This window comes from Bacillus sp. M6-12 (assembly GCF_002860285.1).
Lineage (GTDB): Bacteria > Bacillota > Bacilli > Bacillales > DSM-1321 > Peribacillus.
The window spans coordinates 130,048-151,043 of the sequence record NZ_PGVF01000005.1 but is presented as its reverse complement, the minus strand read 5'-3'; the positions used below and the strand labels follow the sequence as shown (position 1 = coordinate 151,043).

Genomic DNA, 20,996 nt, shown 5'->3' with positions numbered 1-20,996 from the left:
GACCTTAGAGGCTAAGGAAGAAAATATATATCATGATGCGGCGGTTCTGTCATTCTTTCTTTCTGCAATCGTCCTTCCTCAACAAGCTCACGCAGCCCCCGGTCAACCTCTGAAGAATCTACTTTCAATATGTCCGCCATTTTAACCGTTGATATTATCATTTGTTTTGGATTTTTGCTTGAAGACATAATCATAGATTGTGCCCTTTGTAATAATTTATCCTTATCCAATCTGTAACCCTTCTTTCGTAAATAATAATATTGCTAACTTTAAATAATTTTCCCAAAACGGTAAATAATATTATCTGAAAAAGAATTAGGAGGGTTGCTAATGGGATTTCACCCACCGAAGAAAATTGCCAGTATTGCAGCAGACCTTGGAAAAAAGAAAACAGAACTCCCGCTCCGGAGCATGCTATTTCTTGGTTTTCTTGGAGGTGCTTTTATTTCTCTTGGGTTTCTTCTGGATATAAGGGTTATTGGAAATCTGCCCGAAAATTGGGGCTCCTTTGGCACCTTTTTAGGTGCTTCCGTATTTCCGCTGGGGCTCATGTTAGTTGTAATTGCCGGCGGGGAGCTGGTAACCGGGAATATGATGGCCGTGTCCATTGCCTGTCTGTCAAGAAAAGTAACTTTGAATAAATTGGCATCCAATTGGTTTTGGATTACTATCAGCAACTTTATTGGAGCACTCTTTGTTGCTTATGTATTCGGGCATTTAGTAGGACTTACGGAACATGGTCCGTTTTTGGATAAAACCGTCGCCATTGCACAGGCGAAACTGGATGAGAATTTTTGGCAGGCCTTCTTTTCTGCGATTGGCTGTAACTGGCTGGTGGGCCTAGGCATGTGGCTCTCCTATGGGTCAGAGGAGATCAGTGGAAAAATACTCGCTATCTGGTTCCCAATCATGGCATTCGTTGCAATCGGTTTTCAGCACGTGGTTGCCAACATGTTCCTGATCCCAGCAGCCATTTTTGCGGGACATTTTACTTGGCTTGACTACTTACGTAACTTCATACCCGTCTTTCTGGGTAACGTGGTCGGAGGCTCATTATTGGTAGGCTTCGTTTACTGGTTTGTTTATTTGGCAGAAGGCTCGCCAAGTGATACACCAGTGCCAACAAAGGAAACAACGAAATCTAACATTAATCTCCGGAATATGAGGGAGGCAGAAGAATGACAGAATCAAATTTTTCAATCGAGATTAACGGCAAAGAGTATACTGCTGAGCCAGGGCAATCCATTTTGGAAGTTGCAAAGGCAGGGGACCTTTTTATTCCTGCCATTTGTTATCACCCCAATTTAGGAACAATCCAGACATGCGATACATGCTTTGTAAATGCCGGCGGTGAACTGGTTAGATCTTGTGTAACAAAGGCTCAGCCAGGCATGAAGGTAGAAACGCTATCCGAACCTGTGCAGGAAGCTCAATATGAAGGTATTTCCAGGATTTTAAAAAATCACGAGCTTTATTGTACGGTGTGCGATAACAATAACGGAAATTGTACTATCCATAATACAGTAGAACATATGGGCTTGGCGCATCAGAAGTATCCGTTTGAGGCAAAGCCATACCCTCCGGATAATTCACATCCGTTCTACAGGTACGAGCCTGATCAGTGTATTTTATGCGGGCGCTGTGTTGAGGCCTGCCAGGATCTGCAGGTAAACGAAACATTAACCATTGACTGGAGCCGAAAAGTACCGCGGGTTATCTGGGATAATGACGTTCCGATTGATGAATCTTCATGCGTATCCTGCGGGCATTGTGTAAATGTTTGCCCATGTAATGCATTGATGGAAAAATCAATGCTGGGAGAAGCAGGATATCTCACCGGAATACCTCCTAAAATTTTGGCCCCAATGATAGATATGACAAAAGAGGTTGAGCCAGGATACAGAGAGATCTTTGCGATATCCGAAGTGGAAGCTGCCATGAGGAAGTCCCGTATCAAGCGTACGAAAACTGTATGTACATACTGCGGCGTTGGCTGCAGCTTTGAAGTGTGGACCAAGGACAGGGACATTTTGAGAATTCAGCCGCTGGAGGAAGCACCGGTTAACGGAATTTCTACATGTGTTAAAGGTAAATGGGGCTGGGATTTCGTCAACAGTGAGGAACGGCTGACAAAACCATTGATCCGAAAAGGCGACGAATTTGTAGAGGCCACATGGGATGAAGCGCTTGATCTTATCGCCGAAAAGCTTGGTGGGGTAAAAGAGAAATATGGAGCGAGTGCCCTTGGTTTTATCGCATCATCCAAATGTTCTAATGAAGAGAATTATATTTTCCAAAAATTAGCCCGGGGAATAATTGGAACCAACAATGTAGATAATTGTTCCCGATACTGCCAGTCACCGGCAACTGCAGGACTGCTCAGAACTGTTGGCCATGGCGGAGATGCAGGAACCATTCATGATATACAAGCCGCGGAATTAATTATCGTTATTGGGGCAAACCCAGCAGAATCACACCCAGTACTGGCCACCCGCGTTAAACGTGCGCATAAGCTGCATGGGCAAAAATTAATTGTTGCGGATATTCGGGAACATGAACTGGCCCAGCGCGCCGATTTGATTGTCCACCCGAAACCAAGTACGGATCTAATCTGGATCAATGCCGTTACTAAATATATCCTCGACATGGGCTGGGAAGCGAAGGATTTTCTTGAACAGCGAGTAAACAACTATGAAGAATTCGTAAAATCGCTTGATAAATTCACATTGGAATATGCAGAAGAGAAGACTGGTGTAACAAAAGAACAAATGATTACCGTTGCCACAACAATTCATGAGGCTAAATCGACCTGTATTTTATGGGCGATGGGCATCACACAGCATTCCGGGGCAACAGATGCAAGTACAGCCATCTCTAACCTTTTATTAATTACTGGTAATTATGGCCGTACTGGAACAGGGGCTTATCCTTTAAGAGGCCATAACAATGTCCAAGGTGCCTGCGATTTTGGGACAATGCCGGCATGGTTCCCTGGATATGAGCCAGTACAGAGCCCTAAGGTACGGGAGCGTTATGAAAAAGCATGGGGAACAACCATCCCATCAGAACCAGGATACGATAATCATCAAATGGTTGAAGGAATGCATAAGGATGAGTTAAAAGCGCTGTATCTATTCGGAGAAGAGATGGCATTGGTGGATGCCAATTCTAATTTTGTTCAGGCTGCATTTGAAAAATTAGAGTTCTTCGTCGTTCAGGACATCTTCTTCAGTAAAACAGCCCAATTTGCAGATGTTGTACTGCCTGCTGCTCCTAGCCTTGAAAAAGATGGGACCTTTACAAACACAGAACGCCGGATTCAGCGCTTTTATAAAGTACTTGAACCGCTGGGTGACTCAAAACCTGACTGGGAAATCATCCAGGAGGTCGCCAACCGTCTCGGCGCAAATTGGAATTATAAGCATCCAAGTGAAATCATGGATGAAGCCGCCAGCCTTGCACCGATATTTGCAGGAGTAAGCTATGAGCGACTGGAAGGATTTGAATCTCTAGTATGGCCAGTAGCAGCTGACGGCAAAGATACGCCATTGTTATATACAGAAAAATTTGCATTCCCGGATGGCAAGGCACGTCTTGTTGCTGTGGACTGGACACCACCAGCAGTTGACCTAGATGAAGAGTATGATCTGCATTTAAATAATGGCCGTATTCTTGAGCACTTCCATGAAGGCAATATGACTTACCGCAATGAGGGCTTAACCCATAAGGTGCCTGATACATGGCTGGAGGTATCACTTGAGCTTGCTAAGGAAAGAAACCTTCAGGACGGTACTTTGGTTGGACTTACTTCACCTTATGGCCACGTTGAAGTAAGGGTTATTGTTACGGACAGGGTGAAAGGCAAAGAAGTTTATCTGCCGATGAATACACGTGATGACAGCAAGGCGGTTAACTATCTGACAAGCAGCTACCATGATTATATTACACATACTCCTGCCTATAAGGAGATGGGTGTAAAAATGGAAGTGATAGAAGCAGAGGGAGAATCACCGCTTCCGGACCATAACCACCGCTATGGAAACAGAATACCGCAAATTAGCGTCAAGGTTGAAGAAAAATGGAATCGCGCCGATTTCACACCGATTGAAGAACTGTATCAAATAAGGGGGGATGAATATGGCCAGGGCAATCAGGCAAATTAGCAAGCAAGCTCCAAATGTCGAAGAAGAGCAGGCACAGGCTGCAGCGGATTTGATGAGACAGCTCACTGAGAATAAAGATGCAGTTATAGCCGGGATTCAAGTAATGAAAGGCCTAAATGATATGGGAATTTTCGATGCACTTAGAGGAATGCTGGACAACCGGACAGAAGTAGGGGCAATTGCCATGCAGCAGCTTAATCAGCCGGCAACCCATAATGTAATTAAAGCCGGAATGTTCGGTATCCAGTTTTTAAGCACCCTACAGCTTGGACAGCTGGAAACCGTTATGAATGGTGTCGGACTCGGGATGAAACGTTTATCGAAAACCGGCCAAGAAGGGGAAAAGCAGAGCATTTGGAAAATGAGGCGGAGGCTTCGAAGCCCAGAAATACGGGCCGCTATGACAGCAATGGTCGATTTTATGGAAGGAATGGGCGAAGCATTCCTGCATAACAAGAAACACAACGAGTAGAAAGGGTGGCTGCATTGGAAACAGGTGTGTTTGTGGTAAAGGATATGGTCAGCCAGAAGGATGCAGATACAATTATGAATGCCTTGCTAGAGGTATGGGGAGTATCTCGAGCGGAAGTAAACTTGTCGAAAAACCAGGCCATGTTTACATACGATAAACGTATGGCTTCCGCTATCGACTTTGAACAAGCAATCCTGGATTCCGGGTATCAAATAGCCCATGATCAGCATACTCCCGCTGACAATCAAAATTTGGTGAATCGGGGTGAATCAAATGAAAGTATGTGAAATCTGCGGAGCTAAAGAAGAAATGGACGTTCTAGAAGAAGAAGCTAATTACCGAAAGCTGATTCATATTTGTGAAACCTGCAGGGATGACCGAATCCTTTCATTCGAATAAAAGCAAAATAACCTGGCTCTCATGCCGGGTTGTTTTTTTGGAATATTAGTCAAAATCGTTAGACTGCTCAGAAGGACCTGTTTCGATTCACCAAGAATAAAACGATTGGTAATCTATGCTCTCAATTTTAAAACCAGGATTTTCATTAACCGTCGAACCTTATCTGAAGACGTCTTTATTAGGTCAAGATTAAGGATTTATATTGTTATTTTTGCAGAAACATGATTGAAATGGGGATAGTCAAAGTTAGACAAATACCGCATTTTTTCTCAGATTATTTAAGAATCCTCTGAGTTATCCCATAGAGTGAGGGTCATAATACGCTCCGTATTGGATAGTTCAAATAATGACAGTCGTACTATGAGTGAACAACCCAAAACATGCAAATAATAACAACTGCTGTAATACTTAATCCTTAGCGAATATAAAGGGGGAACATTCATGCCTCTCTGGCTAATTTACGCATTACTTGCTGCTGTTTCCGCAGCGCTGGTCAGCATTTTTGGGAAAATTGGCCTAAAAAATTTTGATCCGAATACAGCTACCGCTGTTAGAGCGATAATCATGGCCATCTTTTTAATAGGAGTAGTGGCTTTCGAGGGGAACTTAGGCAAAATCCCTGAAATCATCAGCCAAAAGAAAACGTTTCTTTTTATTATTCTCAGCGGGATAGCGGGGGCCACTTCATGGCTTTTTTACTTCATGGCATTGAAAGTTGGAAAAATTTCTCAGGTAGCACCAATTGATAAACTTAGCGTAGTTATTGCCACAGTGGCAGCAATATTATTCTTTGGTGAGAGGATAAGCATAGTGAATGGGGTCGGAGTTGCCCTTATTGCCATTGGTGTTGTTTTAACTGCATTAAATTAATTAACTATTTTCGGATGGAAATCAGCTTGGGTCGCAAGCTGATTTTATTTGACTAAAATTACTTAAACTCAGTCTCCAATCTCCTAAATGATACATAGTTTCCATAAATTCCACTGAAAATATAGGAAAAAGGGGAGCTTCAGCAATGGAAGAGCTGATCATTGATGATAATCGTATAGCAATAACCAACCCTGACCAGATCATCTGGAAGGAGCAGGGCATAACCAAATTAGAATACATCCGCTACCTGCTTGATGTAGCCCCATATCTTATCGAACATGCAAGAGACAGATTGTTAATGATCTGGATTTATCCGCATGGAATAGAAGGTAAAAGAATCGAAAAGAGATCGCTGCCAAGCAAGGCACCAGACTGGGTTTCCAGTACTTTATATAAGGAAAAACAGAGGATTCTGCTAAACAATAAATCGACACTCATTTGGGCCGCCAACTATGGGGCATTGGAATTTCACGTGCCATTTGACATATATAAAAAAACGGATTTTCCACAAGAATTGGTGTTTGATTTGGATCCTCCAGATGATCAAAGCTTTGAGCTGGTTTTGGAAGTAGCTATTGAGTTGTATCACCTGCTTAATTCACTTGGGCTTGAATCGGTTCCGAGAACTTCCGGTTCTTCAGGAATGCAAATTTTTGTGCCGATAGCAGCTGACTACACATTTGAGGAGAGTAGAAAAATAAATGAATTTATTGCGAATTATTTTCTGGAAAAAATGCCTGAAAAACTGACGCTTGAAAGGCTCGTCGAAAAAAGGGGAAACAAGCTTTATTTTGACTACCTGCAGCTTTGGAGAGGGAGAACCATGCCTGCTGTATACTCGCCCCGGGCTAAACCAAAAGCAACCGTTGCTGCCCCCCTTACGTGGGGAGAGGTAGAACATGGTTTCGTGCCGTCTGAATACACTATTTTAAACATAAAGCAAAGAATTCAGGAAAAGGGCGATTTGTTCCAGTTGGTGACGACCAATAAACAAAATCAGGGCTTAGATGAAATATTGGCATTTATAAAGCATTAACTTGTCTTTTTATGGGAAAATAAATAGTAGTGCTAATTTACATTGTGAGAGGAGAGATGGAAATGGAACCGATTGAAGAGGGTGAAATTTTCACCATTACAGATGAAGATGGAGAAGAACAGGACGTTGAAGTACTTGGAACAATAAACGTTGAAGGTACACAGTACGCAGCCGTAAGTTTTGTGGAAGACATTCAAGAGGAAAACGAAGAAATTGATGTATTCTTCTTAAAAGTTGATCCTGATGGCGATTTTTCAGCGATTGAAAGTGAAGAAGAATTTAACAAAGTTTCCGCTGCATTTACAGAAGTAATGGAAGATTAATCATTAAATATTAAGGCTTCAAATCAAATAAAGCAGAGAGGCAAAGTGCCCCTCTGCTTTATTTGTTCTTAACATAATATTGCTGTCTTGAGTCTATTTCCGCATTCGCCAACTCTTCTGAAATAGTTTTGGTTATACTGTTTGCTCCTCTTGCATCATGGCCTGCTTCCCATAGCATCATACCGCCAAAACCATGATCCATTGCAAGTTTAGTTTTCTTCTGGATAGTGACTTTTCCGTTATAGTGATAGGTCGTACCATTCATGCTAACAGTGTCAAGCTTCTCATTTGCAGGATCCTTTTCGATTATGGCTGCAAACGAAACCTGCTTTATTGACTGTTCTTCGGGCTGGGCATAAACCGGGACGCCCAGAACTAGCTTCTGCTTTGGGAGCTTGTGTGATTCAAATAAGCCGGACCAATATTCGACAGCATTTGCAGCAAAAGTGTAAGGCGAAAGATACGCAGCATCATACCCTGCGTCGTACTGGCCATCGTACGCCATAATATTTACATGATCAACATACTGAAACATCTCCGGCTCAAAAACTACCGACTTTATTTCTGTTCCGGTAACACTATGAACCTTTGAGTAAACCGCTATCGATAATTCTCTATCCTGCCGATGCAGCCTTTCACTTAAAGCTCTTGTAAAGAGGGAAAGGTTTCTTGCATCTTCTATTGAGCGTGGATGTTCAAAATCAATATCGGCCCCATCCAGTTTTTCGCGTTCAATTATGCCCATTAGCTCATTGACCAGTTTCATCCGGGAAGACGGATCTGCTATCGCCGTTTTAAAATATTCATAGGATTCCCCGCCCTGAATATGATACCAGCCGCCTACCGCAAGAATTACCTTAGTATTATACTTATGCGCTATTTCAACGGTTGATCGCAGGTTTTGCATGGCCAAATCACCATTTAGCAAGAGATTGCCATCCTTCGCCGGATGAGCAAAAGAAAATATCGCATGAGTCATATGAGAATAATCAATGGAAGCCGGATCGCGGAAATCCTGTACATAGCCTATTAACACTTTCTTATTTGACAGCTTTATTTCTGGTTTTTGCTTGCTTGCCGGACTTTTTTTCGAATGGTAGACCGGTTCAGCTTCTTTTGTCGGATGTTTAAATTGTTCAGAGTATAAAACTCCACCCAAAAAACCGCAGCAAAAAGCGGCAAAAACAAACAATCCAACAAGGATCGGAATTTTCCTCATAAATATTTACCTCTCTTACAATCTCGCTCAATTTACTCTTAAGATTGTAACAAAAAATGACTCTATCAGCAGTTGGTAATATAAACCTCGCAAAATACAAATTTACCAAAATTAGGACTATATAATATCTTCTTTGTGGGTAATTATTCCTGTCTTTTAATGCGGATTTTAGTGCACTTAGGTATGTTTGAACTATCTTTTAATTCCAATTAATAAAAATATTTACAATATTCCAAACCCTATATTAATATTGATATCACAACTAAATAACACTTTTTAGGGGGAATATTTTTTGCAGAAGAAGAACAAAGCACTTAAAGTTTTATCTACTGTTACTGCAAGTACAATCGTTGCTTCCTCATTATTCGTAGGCTCATTTGCCGGAAGTACCTTTGCACCAAAACAAGTTTCCGCAGCGTCAATCGAATCCGCACCGATCGACCTAAATATTGTCGATGAAGATCGCTTGGTAAAAGCTTTGAAAGATAGAGGATTAATTTCCAAGAATGCGACAAAAGAAGAGGCGACTAAGGCTGTAAAGAAGTACATAGCCCAAAAGTCAGTAAAGGGGAAGTCTGGAAAAGACTCACATCAGCATGAAATAGATAAAAAAAGCAAGGACTTCCTTACCAAGCAAAAGGACAAGCTTAAAAAGCAGCTTGATAAAGGCCACAAAAACTTTAAGAAAGGAAAGCCGACTGGGGCAGTTAAAGTAGACTCTGCTAAGCAGGCAGCATACAATGGCGGTGTTCGCGAGGATAAGGTATTAGTTCTTCTAGTTGAGTATGCTGACTTTAAGCATAACAACATCGATCAGGAACCTGGCTATATGTATGCTGACGACTTTAACCAACAGCATTATGAAAAAATGTTGTTTGGTGATGAAGATTTTACATTATTCAATGGCGAAAAAATTAAAACCTTTAAGCAATATTATGAAGAGCAGTCTGGCGGCAGCTACACTGTTGACGGTACAGTTTCTGACTGGCTCACAGTGCCAGGGAATTATAAAGAATATGGCAGTGATGCTAACGGAGGCCACGACAATGCACCAGGAACAAAAGGACCGCGTGGCCTTGTTAAGGACGCTTTGAATGCTGCTGTTGATTCAGGTATTAACCTTGCTGATTATGATGAATTTGATCTTTATGACCTTGATGGTGATGGAAACCAGAACGAGCCGGACGGCCTAGTTGACCACTTAATGGTGCTTCACGCCGGTGTTGGCCAGGAAGCCGGCGGCGGTAAGCTCGGCGACGATGCAATCTGGTCACACCGCTGGACGCTTAATGGTGTATATCCTGTAGCCGATACCAAAGCAAAAGTTGATTATTGGGGCGGAAAGATGGCAGCATACGATTACACGATTGAACCTGAGGATGGTGCAGTTGGCGTATTTGCACACGAATTCGGCCATGACCTAGGTCTGCCGGATGAGTATGATACAGTCTATAGCGGCCAAGGTGAGCCTGTTGCATCCTGGTCCATCATGAGCGGCGGCAGCTGGAATGGAAATATTGCAGGAACTACACCAACTAGCTTTTCACCGCAAAACAAAGAATTTTTCCAAAAGGTAATGGGTGGCAATTGGGCAAACATTACAGAAGTCGATTACCAAGATATCGATGAAAACGGTGTCGCTGCGGTTATCGATCAGAGTGTAACCAAGTCTAAAAATGCAGGAATCGTGAAAGTAAATCTTCCGAAGAAGGAAGTAAAAGGAATCCAAACTGAATTTGGCAGCAAATATTACTACAGCCAAAAAGGTGATGATCTTCATACTACACTTGAAACTCCTGAATTTGATTTAACGAATGCAACAAATACAAAGTTTTCTTATAAAGCCAATTTCGAAGTTGAATTCGATTATGATTATGTTTATGTAAATGCTGTCACAAATGATGGCCAAGAAGTTGAATTAGATGTTATTGGTGATGAAAACACTGCAGACGGTATGGAAACTACAAGCGGAACTTGGGTTGACAAAGAATATGACCTAAGTCAATTTGCCGGCAAGAAAGTTAAGCTTACATTTGATTATGTAACTGACGGTGGCTTGGCTCCTGAAGGTTTTGCGATGGACGAACTTAAGTTGACAGTTGATGGCAATGTTGTATTTACTGACGGCGCCGAAGGAACTTCTGGAGTTACACTGGATGGATTTATCCAGACAAACGGTATCTTCTTGAAGGATCACAACTACTACCTTGAGTGGAGAAACTATGCTGGTTCCGATAAGGCACTTGCATTCTCCCGCGGCGTTAAGTACAACACAGGGTTAGTAGTATGGTACGCTGATTCAAGCTTTACTGATAACTGGACTGGAGTTCACCCTGGTGAAGGATTCCTTGGAGTAGTTGATGCCCACCCTGAAGCAATCGTTGGAACTCTGAATGGTAAAAAAACTACTGCTCAAAGCACACGCTACCAAATTGCTGACTCAGCATTTTCTTTAGACAAGTCACCAGCTTGGTATGTCGATTCTCCAACTCGTGGTATTTTTGACTACAAAGGTCTTCCAGGGGTAACAGCTTTTGATGATTCTAAGACTTATATGAACACTTTGATTCCAGATGCTGGACGCAAAGTTCCAAAGCATGGTTTAAAATTCCAGGTAATCGGTGAAGCAAAAGATAACTCTGCCGGTGCTGTTTGGATCAAAAAATAAGTTCTAAATAAACAGCCTGATTCCTTTATACAAAGGAAGCAGGCTGTTTTTTTTGTTGAAGATATGTAAGCGGGTAATGCCGAGCGCAAAACCGCTCAATTGTTTCATTATACAAACCGCATTATAGTTGAACTGATTTATACCGGGATCATAGCGGATATTTACGTCCTTCCGCACCAGGTGCTATATCAGTTCCGTTGTTGCCTTCAAATTTCGGGTCGGCAAAGCCTCGTTTTTGCTCCACTCCAGTACCGTCACTTTTATGGGATTTATGCTGCTGCTGAATTCTGATAAATTTTTCTTTATCTTCATTAACCATTTTAACGACCTCTTTTGCAATGAATTTTCTGTCTGTTTTAGTATGATAAAACAAAGATTTACCTATTCATCACAAAAATGAATGTTTTAACCTATTTTTTCTTCCTTTTAAATAGCCGTTTTGGCAGGCGGAAGTTTCTTCTTCTAATAGCGAATTTGGGTTCTTTTTCTTTTATATATCTTACTGTGATAAACAATATATAAATAAATAATGCTACGTAAAAGAAAGCAGGTACATTTTCAAACCTTGATTTAGCGACTAAGTAGAACATATAGAATAAGAATAAAGTTATGAGAACGCTGTATTTCGGCAAAGGAAGTCCCAGCTTCTTCATGCTTGGGATTTTTATCCGGCTGACCATAAAAAAGCAAAGGCCAAAAAATAGCAAAATAAAGACCCATAGCGGAATATCATCTACAAAAAGTGTTAAGAAGGTGACAATTCCGCCTGCAAGAGTGATTGGAATTCCCTTAAAGTGCTTAAGCGACTCTTCTGCAGACGTTATATTGAATCGTGCTAACCGGTAAGCACCAAACAGCGGAAATAATCCGGACATAATTACCCCATACATATCAAGTTCATAAAAATAAGTCTGTGCAGCCAGGAAAGCGGGTGCCACCCCGAACGATACGATATCTGCCAGCGAATCAAGTTCTTTTCCAATCGCATTTGATACACCAAGTATCCTGGCTATTCTTCCATCAACAGCATCCAGCATGATTGCAATAAAAATTAAGATTGTTGCATTTCGTAAATCATCATGGATTATATATGGAATGGATAAAAAGCCGCAAAATAGATTCCCGAAAGTAAATAAATTAGGAATATGTTTCTTCATCATACACCTTCTTTGTTTGGTTTTATAATCTCTCCCCTATTATTTTAACCTTTTTTGAGCTGGTAAACATTACGAGTTTTATTGTTTTTGAAGATAAGCTCTAATATACAGCAAAAAGATGTGGTTGTTTAATAAAAAGGAGACAGATGAATAAAGAATTTTAGGTGGTGCCATACTATCAGCCTAAAGTTTTCAGCAGGGGTGGAATGTTCATGACAGGATCAGTGGAAATAATCATCAGGACTTTAACCGCCTTCGTCTTACTATGGTTATTTGTACAAATATATGGGAAACAGGTAATTGCCCAAAAGACATACCATCTGTATATCGCTTCCATAACAATGGGCACAATTGCAGGAAATCTGGCTTTTAATATTAAAATACGCTTTTTCTATTTTATCCTCTCTATTGTTACAATGGGCTTAATTGTAATTATTTTAAATGCGATTGCCCTAAAAAGCAGAAAATATAGGCAATGGATTTCCGGAAAGCCAACAACAGTTATTGACCAGGGTCTAGTCTTGGAAACAAATATGCAGCAAATGGGATATTCCTTGGATTCCCTTACACAGGCTTTAAGGCAAAAAGATGTGTTTGATATTGAAGAAGTAGAGCAAGCAGTATTAGAGGTGAACGGTTCTTTATCTGTTCTAAAAAAGCCGCAATACCGCAATATCACTGCAAAAGATTTACATTTGGCTCCCCAGCCAAGTATGATTCCAATAGAATTAATTATGGATGGAAAAATGATAAAACAGGATGCTCACAATGAATGGTACATAAAACAATTAAATGATGAGTTAAAAAGGCGCAATATCACAATAAGTGATGTTAGCTATGCCGTTGCAGGAACAAATGGAAAGCTGTTTTTAGATTTTTTTCAAGACTTTCCAACTCAAAAAAGCTAACAAAAGGTATATAAATAGTGCTTCAAGGCAGAAAAGTGAAAAACCCCACAGCGGATTGGTAAACCTGAATCCGCCTTTTGTTATTTCCATTTTTTATAAGTTAATTTCCCTATATGTTATAACCAAAAGCTATGTATCCATAAATTTTATACATTACCATAAATCCGCATAAATGTTATTCTGTGTATAGAAACTGCAAATATTAAGAATTTTCTAATACATCCTATTTCATGACAATACTAGGGGGTTACAAAATGGAAAATACCAAACTACTGTTTCATTATCATAACTGGGCTACTAACAGGCTGATCAATTATATTGCAGAAAATTGCCAGGACGTCTTTAACGAAAGAGTGGACAGTGTTTTTTCATCTTTAAGTGAAACGGTCAGTCATATCCTTTCAGTTGACCAGCTTTGGTTTAACAGAATTACAGGCCACGAAGGGATTTTAGCACCAATAGAATTTACTGATATAAATGTCGTTAAGGAACAAATAAATAAATTGTTCCAGTCGATGGATGAATATTTAAGAAAAGCTGATTTATCTAAAAAGATTACCTATAAAAATTCTTCCGGCACTGAATTTCAAAATGTACTTAATGATATTATCATTCATCTGACAAACCACGGTACATACCATAGAGGAAATATCACAGCAATGCTTTGGGCATTAGGGAAAAAAAGCATATCCACTGACTACATCTTTTATTTGAGGGAAATAGGGAAAAATTAGTTCCTTTTTAATTATGTAACCTGGTGCAATTTTAAAAGGTTTATATATTATTGTTTATTTTTTTACGACGGCAGAGTAAAGCCTTATTAAAGGAAGGGAGATGACGTATGAGTCCGAAAGAGTTTGAAGCAGTTTTCCATTCACCTGTTCAGGTAAGATATGAATATTTCATTAAGCGGGCGGCAGATTTTGAAGAAGTATGGGTACTGACGAATGAAGGAGAAGTCGCTTTATCGGGAAATGAAAATGATGAGCTGCTGCTTCCGCTTTGGCCATTCAAGGAGTATGCTGAAGCCTGCAAAAATGGCGAGTGGAAAACCTATATTGCAGAAAACATCAATATTTATGAATTCATAGATGAATATATTATAAGTCTAAAGGAAGATAAAATACGTCTTTCTATTTTTTTTAATAATAAAGATTCTGCAGTAGTGGAAACAGACATTTTAGTAAGTGATTTAAACAAGGAATTAGAGCAATATTAGATTTGTTCCGCAGGAGGAGAACGGTAATTGAAAATGATGTTTCATTATAACTGGATGGTAAGGGAAGAATGGTTTAAGAGTTGTGAGCAGATAAGTGAAGAAGATCTTCTAGAGACGAGAACTGGCGGGGTTGGGGGAATTTTAAAAACTTTGTTTCACATAATTGATGTGGAATGGAGTTGGATCCGACTTCTTCAAGGCGAATCAGATTTTCAGGAAAAGTTTGAGCAATTTAGGAGTTTAAAAAAGGTTCGCGAATTAGACGCAGCATTTCGCCCAGAGGTGCAAGAGTTTGTTAATAGATGGGAGGAGAGTATGGAGAATCGTATTCTTCACGTTCCCCGCCATGACGGACAAATTGCAGCTTATTCATGGGGCGAAGTAATGAGACATGCTGCTGCCCATGAAATCCATCATATTGGGCAATTGTCGGTCTGGGCAAGGGAAATAGGAAAGGTGCCTGTATCAGCAAATTTAATTGGCCGCAGTCTTAGCAAACAACAATAACACAATGCTGCTGTACTATTTGATAAAAAAAGGAACCAGTCCCACGCATATTGCTTAATTGGGGCTAGTTCCTTTTTTACGAAACTTTTTAAAAAGCATTTTTAATAACGGAGGAACTGCAAAGTAGATAAAAAAGAGCCTGAATACTTGGTAGCCTGTAACTACAGATAAATCGGCTTTGACTTCATGGGCAATTAACCCCATTTGATCCATTCCGCCTGGAGCCACACTTAAAAAACTTGTTTTTAACGACATTCCATAAGTTTTATGCAGAAAGATACTCAAAGCAAGGGATCCCATTATCAAAATCCCGCCGCTTAAAATCGATAATCCAGAGAAAGTCCATTTCTTATCCAGCTTATCCGGAATTAAAAGCAGCCCTACATAACTGCCGATTATCAGCTGTGAGAAATTTAAGATTGTATTCGGCAAAGGTATTGGCTCCATACCGCAAAGAACGAGGATTGCCGTACCTGCTAATGGCCCTAATAAAAAAGGAGTGGGAAGTTTTAGTTTTTTTCCCAAAAAGGCTCCCATGATAGAAGCCGCCGCGAATAAAAGAATGTCGAGGATAGAATAGCTGTAATCGAACGCAGCATGGTGCATGATCATTTCTTTTTTTCCGCCCACTATAGGACTAAATATCATAAAAGGGATCAGAAATATTACCATTAATAACCTTGTAACCTGTAAAAACGCGACAACCGTCGTATTAATATCCTTCATCTCTTCAGCCAGCATAATCATTTGACCTAGTCCTCCAGGGATACTCCCCGTCAGAACTGTCGGATAATCAATCCCGCTGAGCCTTGAAACAATAAAAGCTATACCGGCACAGAACAAAATCAGCATTACTGTTGCAGTTGCTATAGAAGGAAGCTGTTTACCTATTTGCATAACAGCCTCTTTAGTAAAAGATAAACCCAATGAATACCCGACTGCCAGCAAACCTGCATCACGAAAATAAGCCGGCCAAAACATTTTAACCTTGGCTGCCCTGGAACCGATGAATACTGCTACCAGCGATCCAAGCAGCCAGGCAACAGGCAAATGGAAAAGCGAGAATAATAGACTTCCTCCACATGCAATCAGAAATGTACAGATTAACCGAACAGGTTTACTTTGAATGTCTAACTTTTTCAAAACACCATCCCTAACTAATCACGCTAAAATAATATCTCTATTATATAATAAAACAAGTAAAACCAATAAAAATGTCTTAAAAGCCTTTTAGATTGTTCATACAACATAATGTGGAAGCAGCTTTTTCTAATCAGCAAAATACAGACAAAACAGAGCATAAATTGACCGGAATTGAATTTCCTTTACTGATATTATCATTTCAAGGAGTGAGTTTATGGCATGGATTGAATCCTTACAGAAGGCAATAGACTACATGGAAAAATATTTATTAGAGGATATCTCTATCGAGAGTATCGCTGAGCAGGCAAATTCTTCAGCATTTCACTTTCAGCGTATGTTTTCAATACTGACCGATATTTCCGTAGGCGATTATTTGAGACGCCGCCGATTGACATTAGCTGCTCAGGAGCTGAAAAGAACTGACTGTAAGATTATCGATCTTGCCTATAAATATGGTTATGACACTCCCGAAGCATTTTCAAAAGCCTTTCGCAGGCAGCATGGTGTTTCTCCGACTGAAGCGAGGAAGAGCACCGAGTCACTAAAATCTTATAACCGCCTCGTCATTGAGGTGAGTCTGAAAGGAGCAGAACCAATGAATTTTAAAGTAGTAGAAAGAGACGGTTTTCAGGCAGTTGGCGTAAAGCAGGAGTGTTCCTTACAAAATGAACAAAATTTAAAAGCGATTCCAAAGCTATGGGAAAAGCTGAACGAAGATGGGACCAGCAATTTATTGGGTACAATGAATAACGGGCAGATACAAGGTGTTTTAGGCGTTTGCGTAGATAAAAGCAGAACAAGCGCTGAGCCAGTTATGGATTATTGGATTGCAGCAGAATATGACGGTGACCTGCCGGCAGAGTTTTCGAAGCTGGAAATACCGCCATCTAAATGGGTAGTTTTCGGTGTTCATGGAGCTATGCCTGATGCTATGCAAAGAGTATGGAAGCAAATATACTCTGAGTGGTTTCCTTCAAGCGGCTTCCAGCATGCCGGCACTCCGGAATTGGAAGTTTATCCGAAGGGAAATGCATACAGTCCTGACTACTATTCAGAAATCTGGATTCCAATTAAAAAATGAACATTGACTAATAAAAATTGATTGCCTCCGGGTAATCAATTTTTTTATTACCAGAACTAAAAAGGCGTAACTTCAGTAAATTCAGTTTCTGACCATGTGGCAGGAAATGAAAAAGTACTCGAACTATTTTAGATGAAATTCATTCTTAATTTTTTAATTAATGTTAAAATAATTACTGAAAAGATAAGAGGTAAATTTTTCTAATGATAATGAATGATTTTGTAGGGGTGAGTTATGGAAAATAAAGATATTTCACTAAAACGGCAATATGATATGGATTGGATTCGGGTATTAGCTACAATTGCCGTATTCCTATATCACTGCTCCATGTTTTTTAATCCATTTCCTTGGCACGTTAAAAATAATGAATTGGATTCAAGCAGTATTTTAGTATTTTCCCTTTTTATTGGCGCATGGATCATGCCGATTTTTTTCGCAATTTCAGGAATTAGCGTTTCTTATGCACTAAAAAGAAGGAGTATAAAAATCTATCTAAAAGAACGTATTCTTCGGCTGGGAGTGCCGCTCGCATTCGGAGTATTTGTCCTGACACCTCCGCAAGTCTACATGGAGCGATTAGCCAACAATCAGTTTAAAGGTTCATTCTTTGAATTCTTCCCACATTATTTTGATGGAGTATATTTGGATTTTGGCGGCACAGGGAACTTTGCCTTTTTTGGATTGCATTTATGGTATTTACTTGTATTATTAGTTTTTTCTTTTCTCACGGTACCATTATTTAAAAAAATTCCAAGTATCCGCAAATTTGGAATGATACATTTATATATTCTGCCCACTTTACTTTTTATCTCCGGAAAAATAGAAACACAAGGGTTAGGCGGTTGGGATATCGTTTTTTACTTAATTATTTTTATTTATGGCTATTATTTCTTTTCCAGTCAATCCTTTAAACCAGCACTGAAATCAACAATTGGTGTTCATATTTTTTTGGCGCTTATTACATCAGTTACTTATATCGTTTGGTTTATGAATGCATATCCCCAACCAGGTTCTTTTCAGGAAATAATCTTTTTTGCGGTACGAACAATTAATTGCTGGAGTTTATTATTATGTATTTTCTATCTCGCAGACAAGTATTTAATATCTTCCAATCATATTTTAGAGTATGGAAGTGAGGCTTCCATGTCATTTTATGTTCTCCATCAGCCTGTTATTTTACTTCTCGGTTTTATTATACGTGACTTATCTTGGCCAGTGCCCTTAAAGCTTATATTTCTTATTTCTGTCTCATTTCTTCTGATTATGCTGTGTTTCCATTTTATTATCCGGCGTGTTCCTGTTTTAAGATTCTTATTCGGAATGAAAGGCCAAAAACTCTATGAGAAAGAAGTTTTTGCTGATAGGCCTACCGCATAGAAAGAAAATGAATCTGTTACGACAATGTAACAGATTTTGTTTTTTTCAGACTGATAAAATATCAATATTCTAAACCCATACTAAATAACATACGATAGTTAATATGAAAAATTCACAATGATATTAACTAAATATTCAAACAGATCAGTAGACATCCAAGTACTATCAATTTATCATAGGAGTAAGAAATAAAGCGCTTACAATGAAACTGGAGGTATTCTATGTATATTGCTGATAAATTGAAAGAAATAGCTTCAAATTTTCCTGATCAATTGATCACCACTTTTAACAATCACCATACATCATATGGAGACTTTTATAAACAAGCAGAAAAACTAGCTGGTTATTTTCAGGAAAAAGGGTATGGCAAAAACGATATCATAGCAGTTTATTTACATAACTCAGACTATTTTTTAATTTGTTATTATGCCTGCCATATCGGAGGTTTTACTGTTTTGCCTGTGAATACAAAGCTGACGGCACGCGAAGTGGAATATATATTGAATCACTCCGAAGCAAAAGCGTTAATCTATGATTCCCGGTTTAATGATCTTTTACAAGAAATTGAACCTAGCCTTCATAGAATAGAAGACCGTGTTCTGGTTGGCAGCGAAGAAAATGGTGTGATTGGACTGGAAGCAATCATTCATGGCAAAAAAAGAACCTTAAAGAATCCGGATGCACAGGATGATGATACTGCTGTTGTATTTTACACATCAGGTACCACCGGCAGGCCAAAAGGCGTTATGCTATCAAATAAAAATGTAGCGGCAACGGCTCAGATTTGGATGGAAGCGATGGATATCACTTATGCTGACCGGATGCATATTGTCACTCCTTTATTTCATTGTGCAGCAAGCCATGTTTTTAGTATCCCGGTAGTCTATGCAGGAGGATCGCTCGTCATTGAAGAGGCATTTTCTCCTGAAAAAACATTGGAGACAATGGAAAAAGAAAAAGTTACTATATTCTTTGGCGTACCAGCCATGTACAGTATTTTACTTAATACGGAAAAACTGAAAACAGTGGATTTATCTCATCTGCGTTTATTCTCCTATGGTGCTGCACCGATGCCCTACGAGCTGGTAAAGCAGGTAAAGACACTATTCCCCGATGTAAAGGTACAGAATATGTACGGCCAGACTGAGAATTCTCCTGCTGCTACTACATTAAAGGACCATTATGCACTAGCAAAAATAGGATCCGTCGGGGAAATGCTTCCGCAGACTGAGGTAAGAGTAGTCGATGAATATGGTGATCCGCTGCCGGCAGGCCAAGTAGGAGAAATTGTGGTTAAAGGGCCACAGGTTATGAAGGGCTACTTGAAGAACGACGAAGCTACTCAGCAATCTATTAAAAATGGCTGGTTGTATAGCGGTGATTTAGGCAGGTTTGATGAAGACGGATTGCTGTATATTGTTGACCGGAAGAAAGACATGATCATACGCGGAGGAGAAAATGTGTACCCGGTTGAAATAGAAGAAATACTATATGAAATTCCAGAAATTCTAGAGGCAGCGGTTGTAGGAGTCCCTCATGAAATACTGGGAGAGGTTCCAAAGGCATACGTAGTGACCAAGCAAGGAAAAGTACTTTCAGAAGATCAAGTCCTATCCTATTGTTCCAAGCGGCTCGCAAATTATAAACTCCCGGCAGAAATTGAATTCTTAGATGCTCTGCCGCGAAACGCCAGCGGAAAAGTACTCAAGATGGTGCTTAGAGATAAAGTTCATTCAGCTTAATATGATGATTGGAAAAAAACCTTAGCCTTTATATTTTGGGCTAAGGTTTTTAGGTATAAGTTTTTAATTTTCTTACTATTAAACCTCTAGTTTGCTACAGCATTTCAAAATATTTTCAAAATAAAATGGTTGCATTTTGCAAATACATAGCGTATAAATAAACCAAGAGGTGAAAATAATGGAAACTGAAAATCTTCGAGGACTGTTTCAACTATTGACAAGGCGGTTTGGACTATTAAACAAAAACTGCTGCAGTACTGAACAAATTGAGGTTTCATTAGTCCAGAGCCATATCCTATATGAAATTCACCGTCAGCATAAACCTTCGATCCAGCAAATCGCGGAGACACTGGGTACAGATATTACTACCTTCAGCCGGCAGGTTCAGACTCTTATTAAAATGAATTTAGTGAAAAAAACGCCGGATGCTGAAGATCGCCGAATTTCCATTCTTTCTCTGACCGAAGATGGCATTAAGATTAACAACACCATAGAACAGCAAATGAATGATTATCTGAATGAGATCTTCTCTACCATGAATGAGTTCGAAAAAGAAACTGTTGTTCGTTCTTTAAAATTACTAAATGACCGAATGGTAAAATCATCTGTGTGCTGCACTACTCCTTGGGGGTAGTATCTTTTTTTGAAAACACTTGCAAATTACAAGCTTTAACTTAAAGCTCTAACATGTTCGTTAAGCCCAAATGAAACC

The 20,996-nt window shown here is 39.7% G+C and carries 22 protein-coding genes; 17 read left to right on the top strand and 5 right to left on the bottom strand.

Annotation, left to right across the window (positions count from 1 at the left end):
• Positions 1–11 precede the first annotated feature (11 nt).
• Positions 12–230, bottom strand: coding sequence for a hypothetical protein (locus CVD28_RS08150; protein ID WP_101591875.1), 219 nt, complete (start codon positions 228–230; stop codon positions 12–14).
• Between the two features lie 100 nt (positions 231–330).
• On the opposite strand from CVD28_RS08150, the gene CVD28_RS08145 reads away from it, so the two are divergent.
• The 8 genes from CVD28_RS08145 to CVD28_RS08115 all read left to right on the top strand — a co-directional run bounded on the left by CVD28_RS08145 (position 331) and on the right by CVD28_RS08115 (position 7,263).
• Complete coding sequence (locus CVD28_RS08145; protein WP_101591874.1) at positions 331–1,182, top strand: formate/nitrite transporter family protein; 852 nt, start codon at positions 331–333, stop codon at positions 1,180–1,182.
• On the top strand, positions 1,179–4,163 hold the full coding sequence (gene fdhF, locus CVD28_RS08140; protein ID WP_101591873.1) for a formate dehydrogenase subunit alpha: 2,985 nt from the start codon (positions 1,179–1,181) through the stop codon (positions 4,161–4,163). The genes CVD28_RS08145 and fdhF overlap by 4 nt, the downstream gene beginning before the upstream one ends.
• Positions 4,138–4,635 (top strand): DUF1641 domain-containing protein, encoded by a 498-nt coding sequence (locus CVD28_RS08135; protein ID WP_101591872.1) that lies wholly within the window; start codon positions 4,138–4,140, stop codon positions 4,633–4,635. Before fdhF ends, CVD28_RS08135 begins: the two co-directional genes overlap by 26 nt.
• 5 nt (positions 4,636–4,640) lie before the next feature.
• The gene (locus CVD28_RS08130) at positions 4,641–4,922 is read left to right on the top strand and encodes a heavy-metal-associated domain-containing protein (RefSeq protein ID WP_142384746.1); all 282 of its coding nucleotides are present in this window, start codon (positions 4,641–4,643) and stop codon (positions 4,920–4,922) included.
• Positions 4,909–5,034, top strand: coding sequence for a hypothetical protein (locus CVD28_RS28645; RefSeq protein ID WP_257985794.1), 126 nt, complete (start codon positions 4,909–4,911; stop codon positions 5,032–5,034). Before CVD28_RS08130 ends, CVD28_RS28645 begins: the two co-directional genes overlap by 14 nt.
• 441 nt (positions 5,035–5,475) lie before the next feature.
• The gene (locus CVD28_RS08125; protein ID WP_101591870.1) at positions 5,476–5,904 is read left to right on the top strand and encodes an EamA family transporter; all 429 of its coding nucleotides are present in this window, start codon (positions 5,476–5,478) and stop codon (positions 5,902–5,904) included.
• A 145-nt stretch (positions 5,905–6,049) separates the two neighbouring features.
• Positions 6,050–6,940, top strand: a complete 891-nt coding sequence (gene ligD / locus CVD28_RS08120; RefSeq protein ID WP_101591869.1) for a non-homologous end-joining DNA ligase — start codon at positions 6,050–6,052, stop codon at positions 6,938–6,940.
• 62 nt (positions 6,941–7,002) lie between these two features.
• Positions 7,003–7,263, top strand: a complete 261-nt coding sequence (locus tag CVD28_RS08115; protein ID WP_101591868.1) for a DUF1292 domain-containing protein — start codon at positions 7,003–7,005, stop codon at positions 7,261–7,263.
• A gap of 58 nt (positions 7,264–7,321) precedes the next feature.
• Here CVD28_RS08115 and CVD28_RS08110 read toward each other — a convergent pair whose 3' ends face one another.
• Positions 7,322–8,482 (bottom strand): glycosyl hydrolase family 18 protein, encoded by a 1,161-nt coding sequence (locus CVD28_RS08110; RefSeq protein WP_101591867.1) that lies wholly within the window; start codon positions 8,480–8,482, stop codon positions 7,322–7,324.
• Positions 8,483–8,774: 292 nt separating this feature from the next.
• Here CVD28_RS08110 and CVD28_RS08105 point away from each other — a divergent pair, with 292 nt between their 5' ends.
• Positions 8,775–11,150, top strand: coding sequence for an immune inhibitor A domain-containing protein (locus tag CVD28_RS08105; protein ID WP_101591866.1), 2,376 nt, complete (start codon positions 8,775–8,777; stop codon positions 11,148–11,150).
• Positions 11,151–11,298: 148 nt separating this feature from the next.
• On the opposite strand, the gene CVD28_RS27975 is transcribed toward CVD28_RS08105, so the two are convergent.
• Positions 11,299–11,469, bottom strand: coding sequence for a hypothetical protein (locus CVD28_RS27975; RefSeq protein ID WP_180954064.1), 171 nt, complete (start codon positions 11,467–11,469; stop codon positions 11,299–11,301).
• Positions 11,470–11,560: 91 nt separating this feature from the next.
• A complete protein-coding gene (gene pssA, locus CVD28_RS08100) occupies positions 11,561–12,307 on the bottom strand; it encodes a CDP-diacylglycerol--serine O-phosphatidyltransferase (RefSeq protein WP_101591865.1) in 747 nt (248 codons plus the stop codon).
• 212 nt (positions 12,308–12,519) lie between these two features.
• On the opposite strand from pssA, the gene CVD28_RS08095 reads away from it, so the two are divergent.
• From CVD28_RS08095 to CVD28_RS08080, 4 genes are all read left to right on the top strand, one after another.
• A complete protein-coding gene (locus CVD28_RS08095) occupies positions 12,520–13,215 on the top strand; it encodes a DUF421 domain-containing protein (protein ID WP_180954062.1) in 696 nt (231 codons plus the stop codon).
• A gap of 254 nt (positions 13,216–13,469) precedes the next feature.
• Positions 13,470–13,949, top strand: a complete 480-nt coding sequence (locus CVD28_RS08090; protein WP_180954059.1) for a DinB family protein — start codon at positions 13,470–13,472, stop codon at positions 13,947–13,949.
• A gap of 107 nt (positions 13,950–14,056) precedes the next feature.
• A complete protein-coding gene (locus CVD28_RS08085) occupies positions 14,057–14,434 on the top strand; it encodes a DUF2750 domain-containing protein (RefSeq protein ID WP_101591862.1) in 378 nt (125 codons plus the stop codon).
• A 27-nt stretch (positions 14,435–14,461) separates the two neighbouring features.
• Positions 14,462–14,941 (top strand): DinB family protein, encoded by a 480-nt coding sequence (locus CVD28_RS08080; RefSeq protein WP_101591861.1) that lies wholly within the window; start codon positions 14,462–14,464, stop codon positions 14,939–14,941.
• A 54-nt stretch (positions 14,942–14,995) separates the two neighbouring features.
• On the opposite strand, the gene CVD28_RS08075 is transcribed toward CVD28_RS08080, so the two are convergent.
• Positions 14,996–16,084 carry an AbrB family transcriptional regulator gene (locus CVD28_RS08075; protein ID WP_101591860.1) on the bottom strand — a complete coding sequence of 363 codons (1,089 nt, stop codon included), beginning with the start codon at positions 16,082–16,084 and terminating at the stop codon, positions 14,996–14,998.
• Positions 16,085–16,298: 214 nt separating this feature from the next.
• Between CVD28_RS08075 and CVD28_RS08070 the strand changes: the two genes are divergently transcribed.
• The 4 genes from CVD28_RS08070 (at position 16,299) to CVD28_RS08055 (ending at position 20,918) form a co-directional block, all read left to right on the top strand.
• A complete protein-coding gene (locus CVD28_RS08070; protein ID WP_101591859.1) occupies positions 16,299–17,165 on the top strand; it encodes an AraC family transcriptional regulator in 867 nt (288 codons plus the stop codon).
• Between the two features lie 234 nt (positions 17,166–17,399).
• The gene (locus CVD28_RS08065) at positions 17,400–18,542 is read left to right on the top strand and encodes an acyltransferase family protein (RefSeq protein ID WP_101591858.1); all 1,143 of its coding nucleotides are present in this window, start codon (positions 17,400–17,402) and stop codon (positions 18,540–18,542) included.
• 221 nt (positions 18,543–18,763) lie between these two features.
• On the top strand, positions 18,764–20,284 hold the full coding sequence (locus tag CVD28_RS08060) for a class I adenylate-forming enzyme family protein (protein WP_101591857.1): 1,521 nt from the start codon (positions 18,764–18,766) through the stop codon (positions 20,282–20,284).
• A gap of 178 nt (positions 20,285–20,462) precedes the next feature.
• The gene (locus CVD28_RS08055; protein ID WP_101591856.1) at positions 20,463–20,918 is read left to right on the top strand and encodes a MarR family winged helix-turn-helix transcriptional regulator; all 456 of its coding nucleotides are present in this window, start codon (positions 20,463–20,465) and stop codon (positions 20,916–20,918) included.
• Positions 20,919–20,996 lie beyond the last annotated feature (78 nt).

Bases quoted from the DNA above. Each gene is read 5' to 3' on its own strand.
- CVD28_RS08085 (WP_101591862.1), top strand. From the start codon at position 14,057: ATGAGTCCGAAAGAGTTTGAAGCAGTTTTCCATTCACCTGTTCAGGTA.
- CVD28_RS08135 (WP_101591872.1), top strand. From the start codon at position 4,138: ATGGCCAGGGCAATCAGGCAAATTAGCAAGCAAGCTCCAAATGTCGAA.
- fdhF (WP_101591873.1), top strand. From the start codon at position 1,179: ATGACAGAATCAAATTTTTCAATCGAGATTAACGGCAAAGAGTATACT.
- CVD28_RS28645 (WP_257985794.1), top strand. From the start codon at position 4,909: ATGAAAGTATGTGAAATCTGCGGAGCTAAAGAAGAAATGGACGTTCTA.
- CVD28_RS08115 (WP_101591868.1), top strand. From the start codon at position 7,003: ATGGAACCGATTGAAGAGGGTGAAATTTTCACCATTACAGATGAAGAT.
- CVD28_RS08110 (WP_101591867.1), bottom strand. From the start codon at position 8,482: ATGAGGAAAATTCCGATCCTTGTTGGATTGTTTGTTTTTGCCGCTTTT.
- CVD28_RS08055 (WP_101591856.1), top strand. From the start codon at position 20,463: ATGGAAACTGAAAATCTTCGAGGACTGTTTCAACTATTGACAAGGCGG.
- CVD28_RS08145 (WP_101591874.1), top strand. From the start codon at position 331: ATGGGATTTCACCCACCGAAGAAAATTGCCAGTATTGCAGCAGACCTT.
- CVD28_RS08095 (WP_180954062.1), top strand. From the start codon at position 12,520: ATGACAGGATCAGTGGAAATAATCATCAGGACTTTAACCGCCTTCGTC.
- CVD28_RS27975 (WP_180954064.1), bottom strand. From the start codon at position 11,469: ATGGTTAATGAAGATAAAGAAAAATTTATCAGAATTCAGCAGCAGCAT.
- CVD28_RS08070 (WP_101591859.1), top strand. From the start codon at position 16,299: ATGGCATGGATTGAATCCTTACAGAAGGCAATAGACTACATGGAAAAA.
- pssA (WP_101591865.1), bottom strand. From the start codon at position 12,307: ATGAAGAAACATATTCCTAATTTATTTACTTTCGGGAATCTATTTTGC.
- CVD28_RS08125 (WP_101591870.1), top strand. From the start codon at position 5,476: ATGCCTCTCTGGCTAATTTACGCATTACTTGCTGCTGTTTCCGCAGCG.
- ligD (WP_101591869.1), top strand. From the start codon at position 6,050: ATGGAAGAGCTGATCATTGATGATAATCGTATAGCAATAACCAACCCT.
- CVD28_RS08060 (WP_101591857.1), top strand. From the start codon at position 18,764: ATGTATATTGCTGATAAATTGAAAGAAATAGCTTCAAATTTTCCTGAT.
- CVD28_RS08065 (WP_101591858.1), top strand. From the start codon at position 17,400: ATGGAAAATAAAGATATTTCACTAAAACGGCAATATGATATGGATTGG.
- CVD28_RS08090 (WP_180954059.1), top strand. From the start codon at position 13,470: ATGGAAAATACCAAACTACTGTTTCATTATCATAACTGGGCTACTAAC.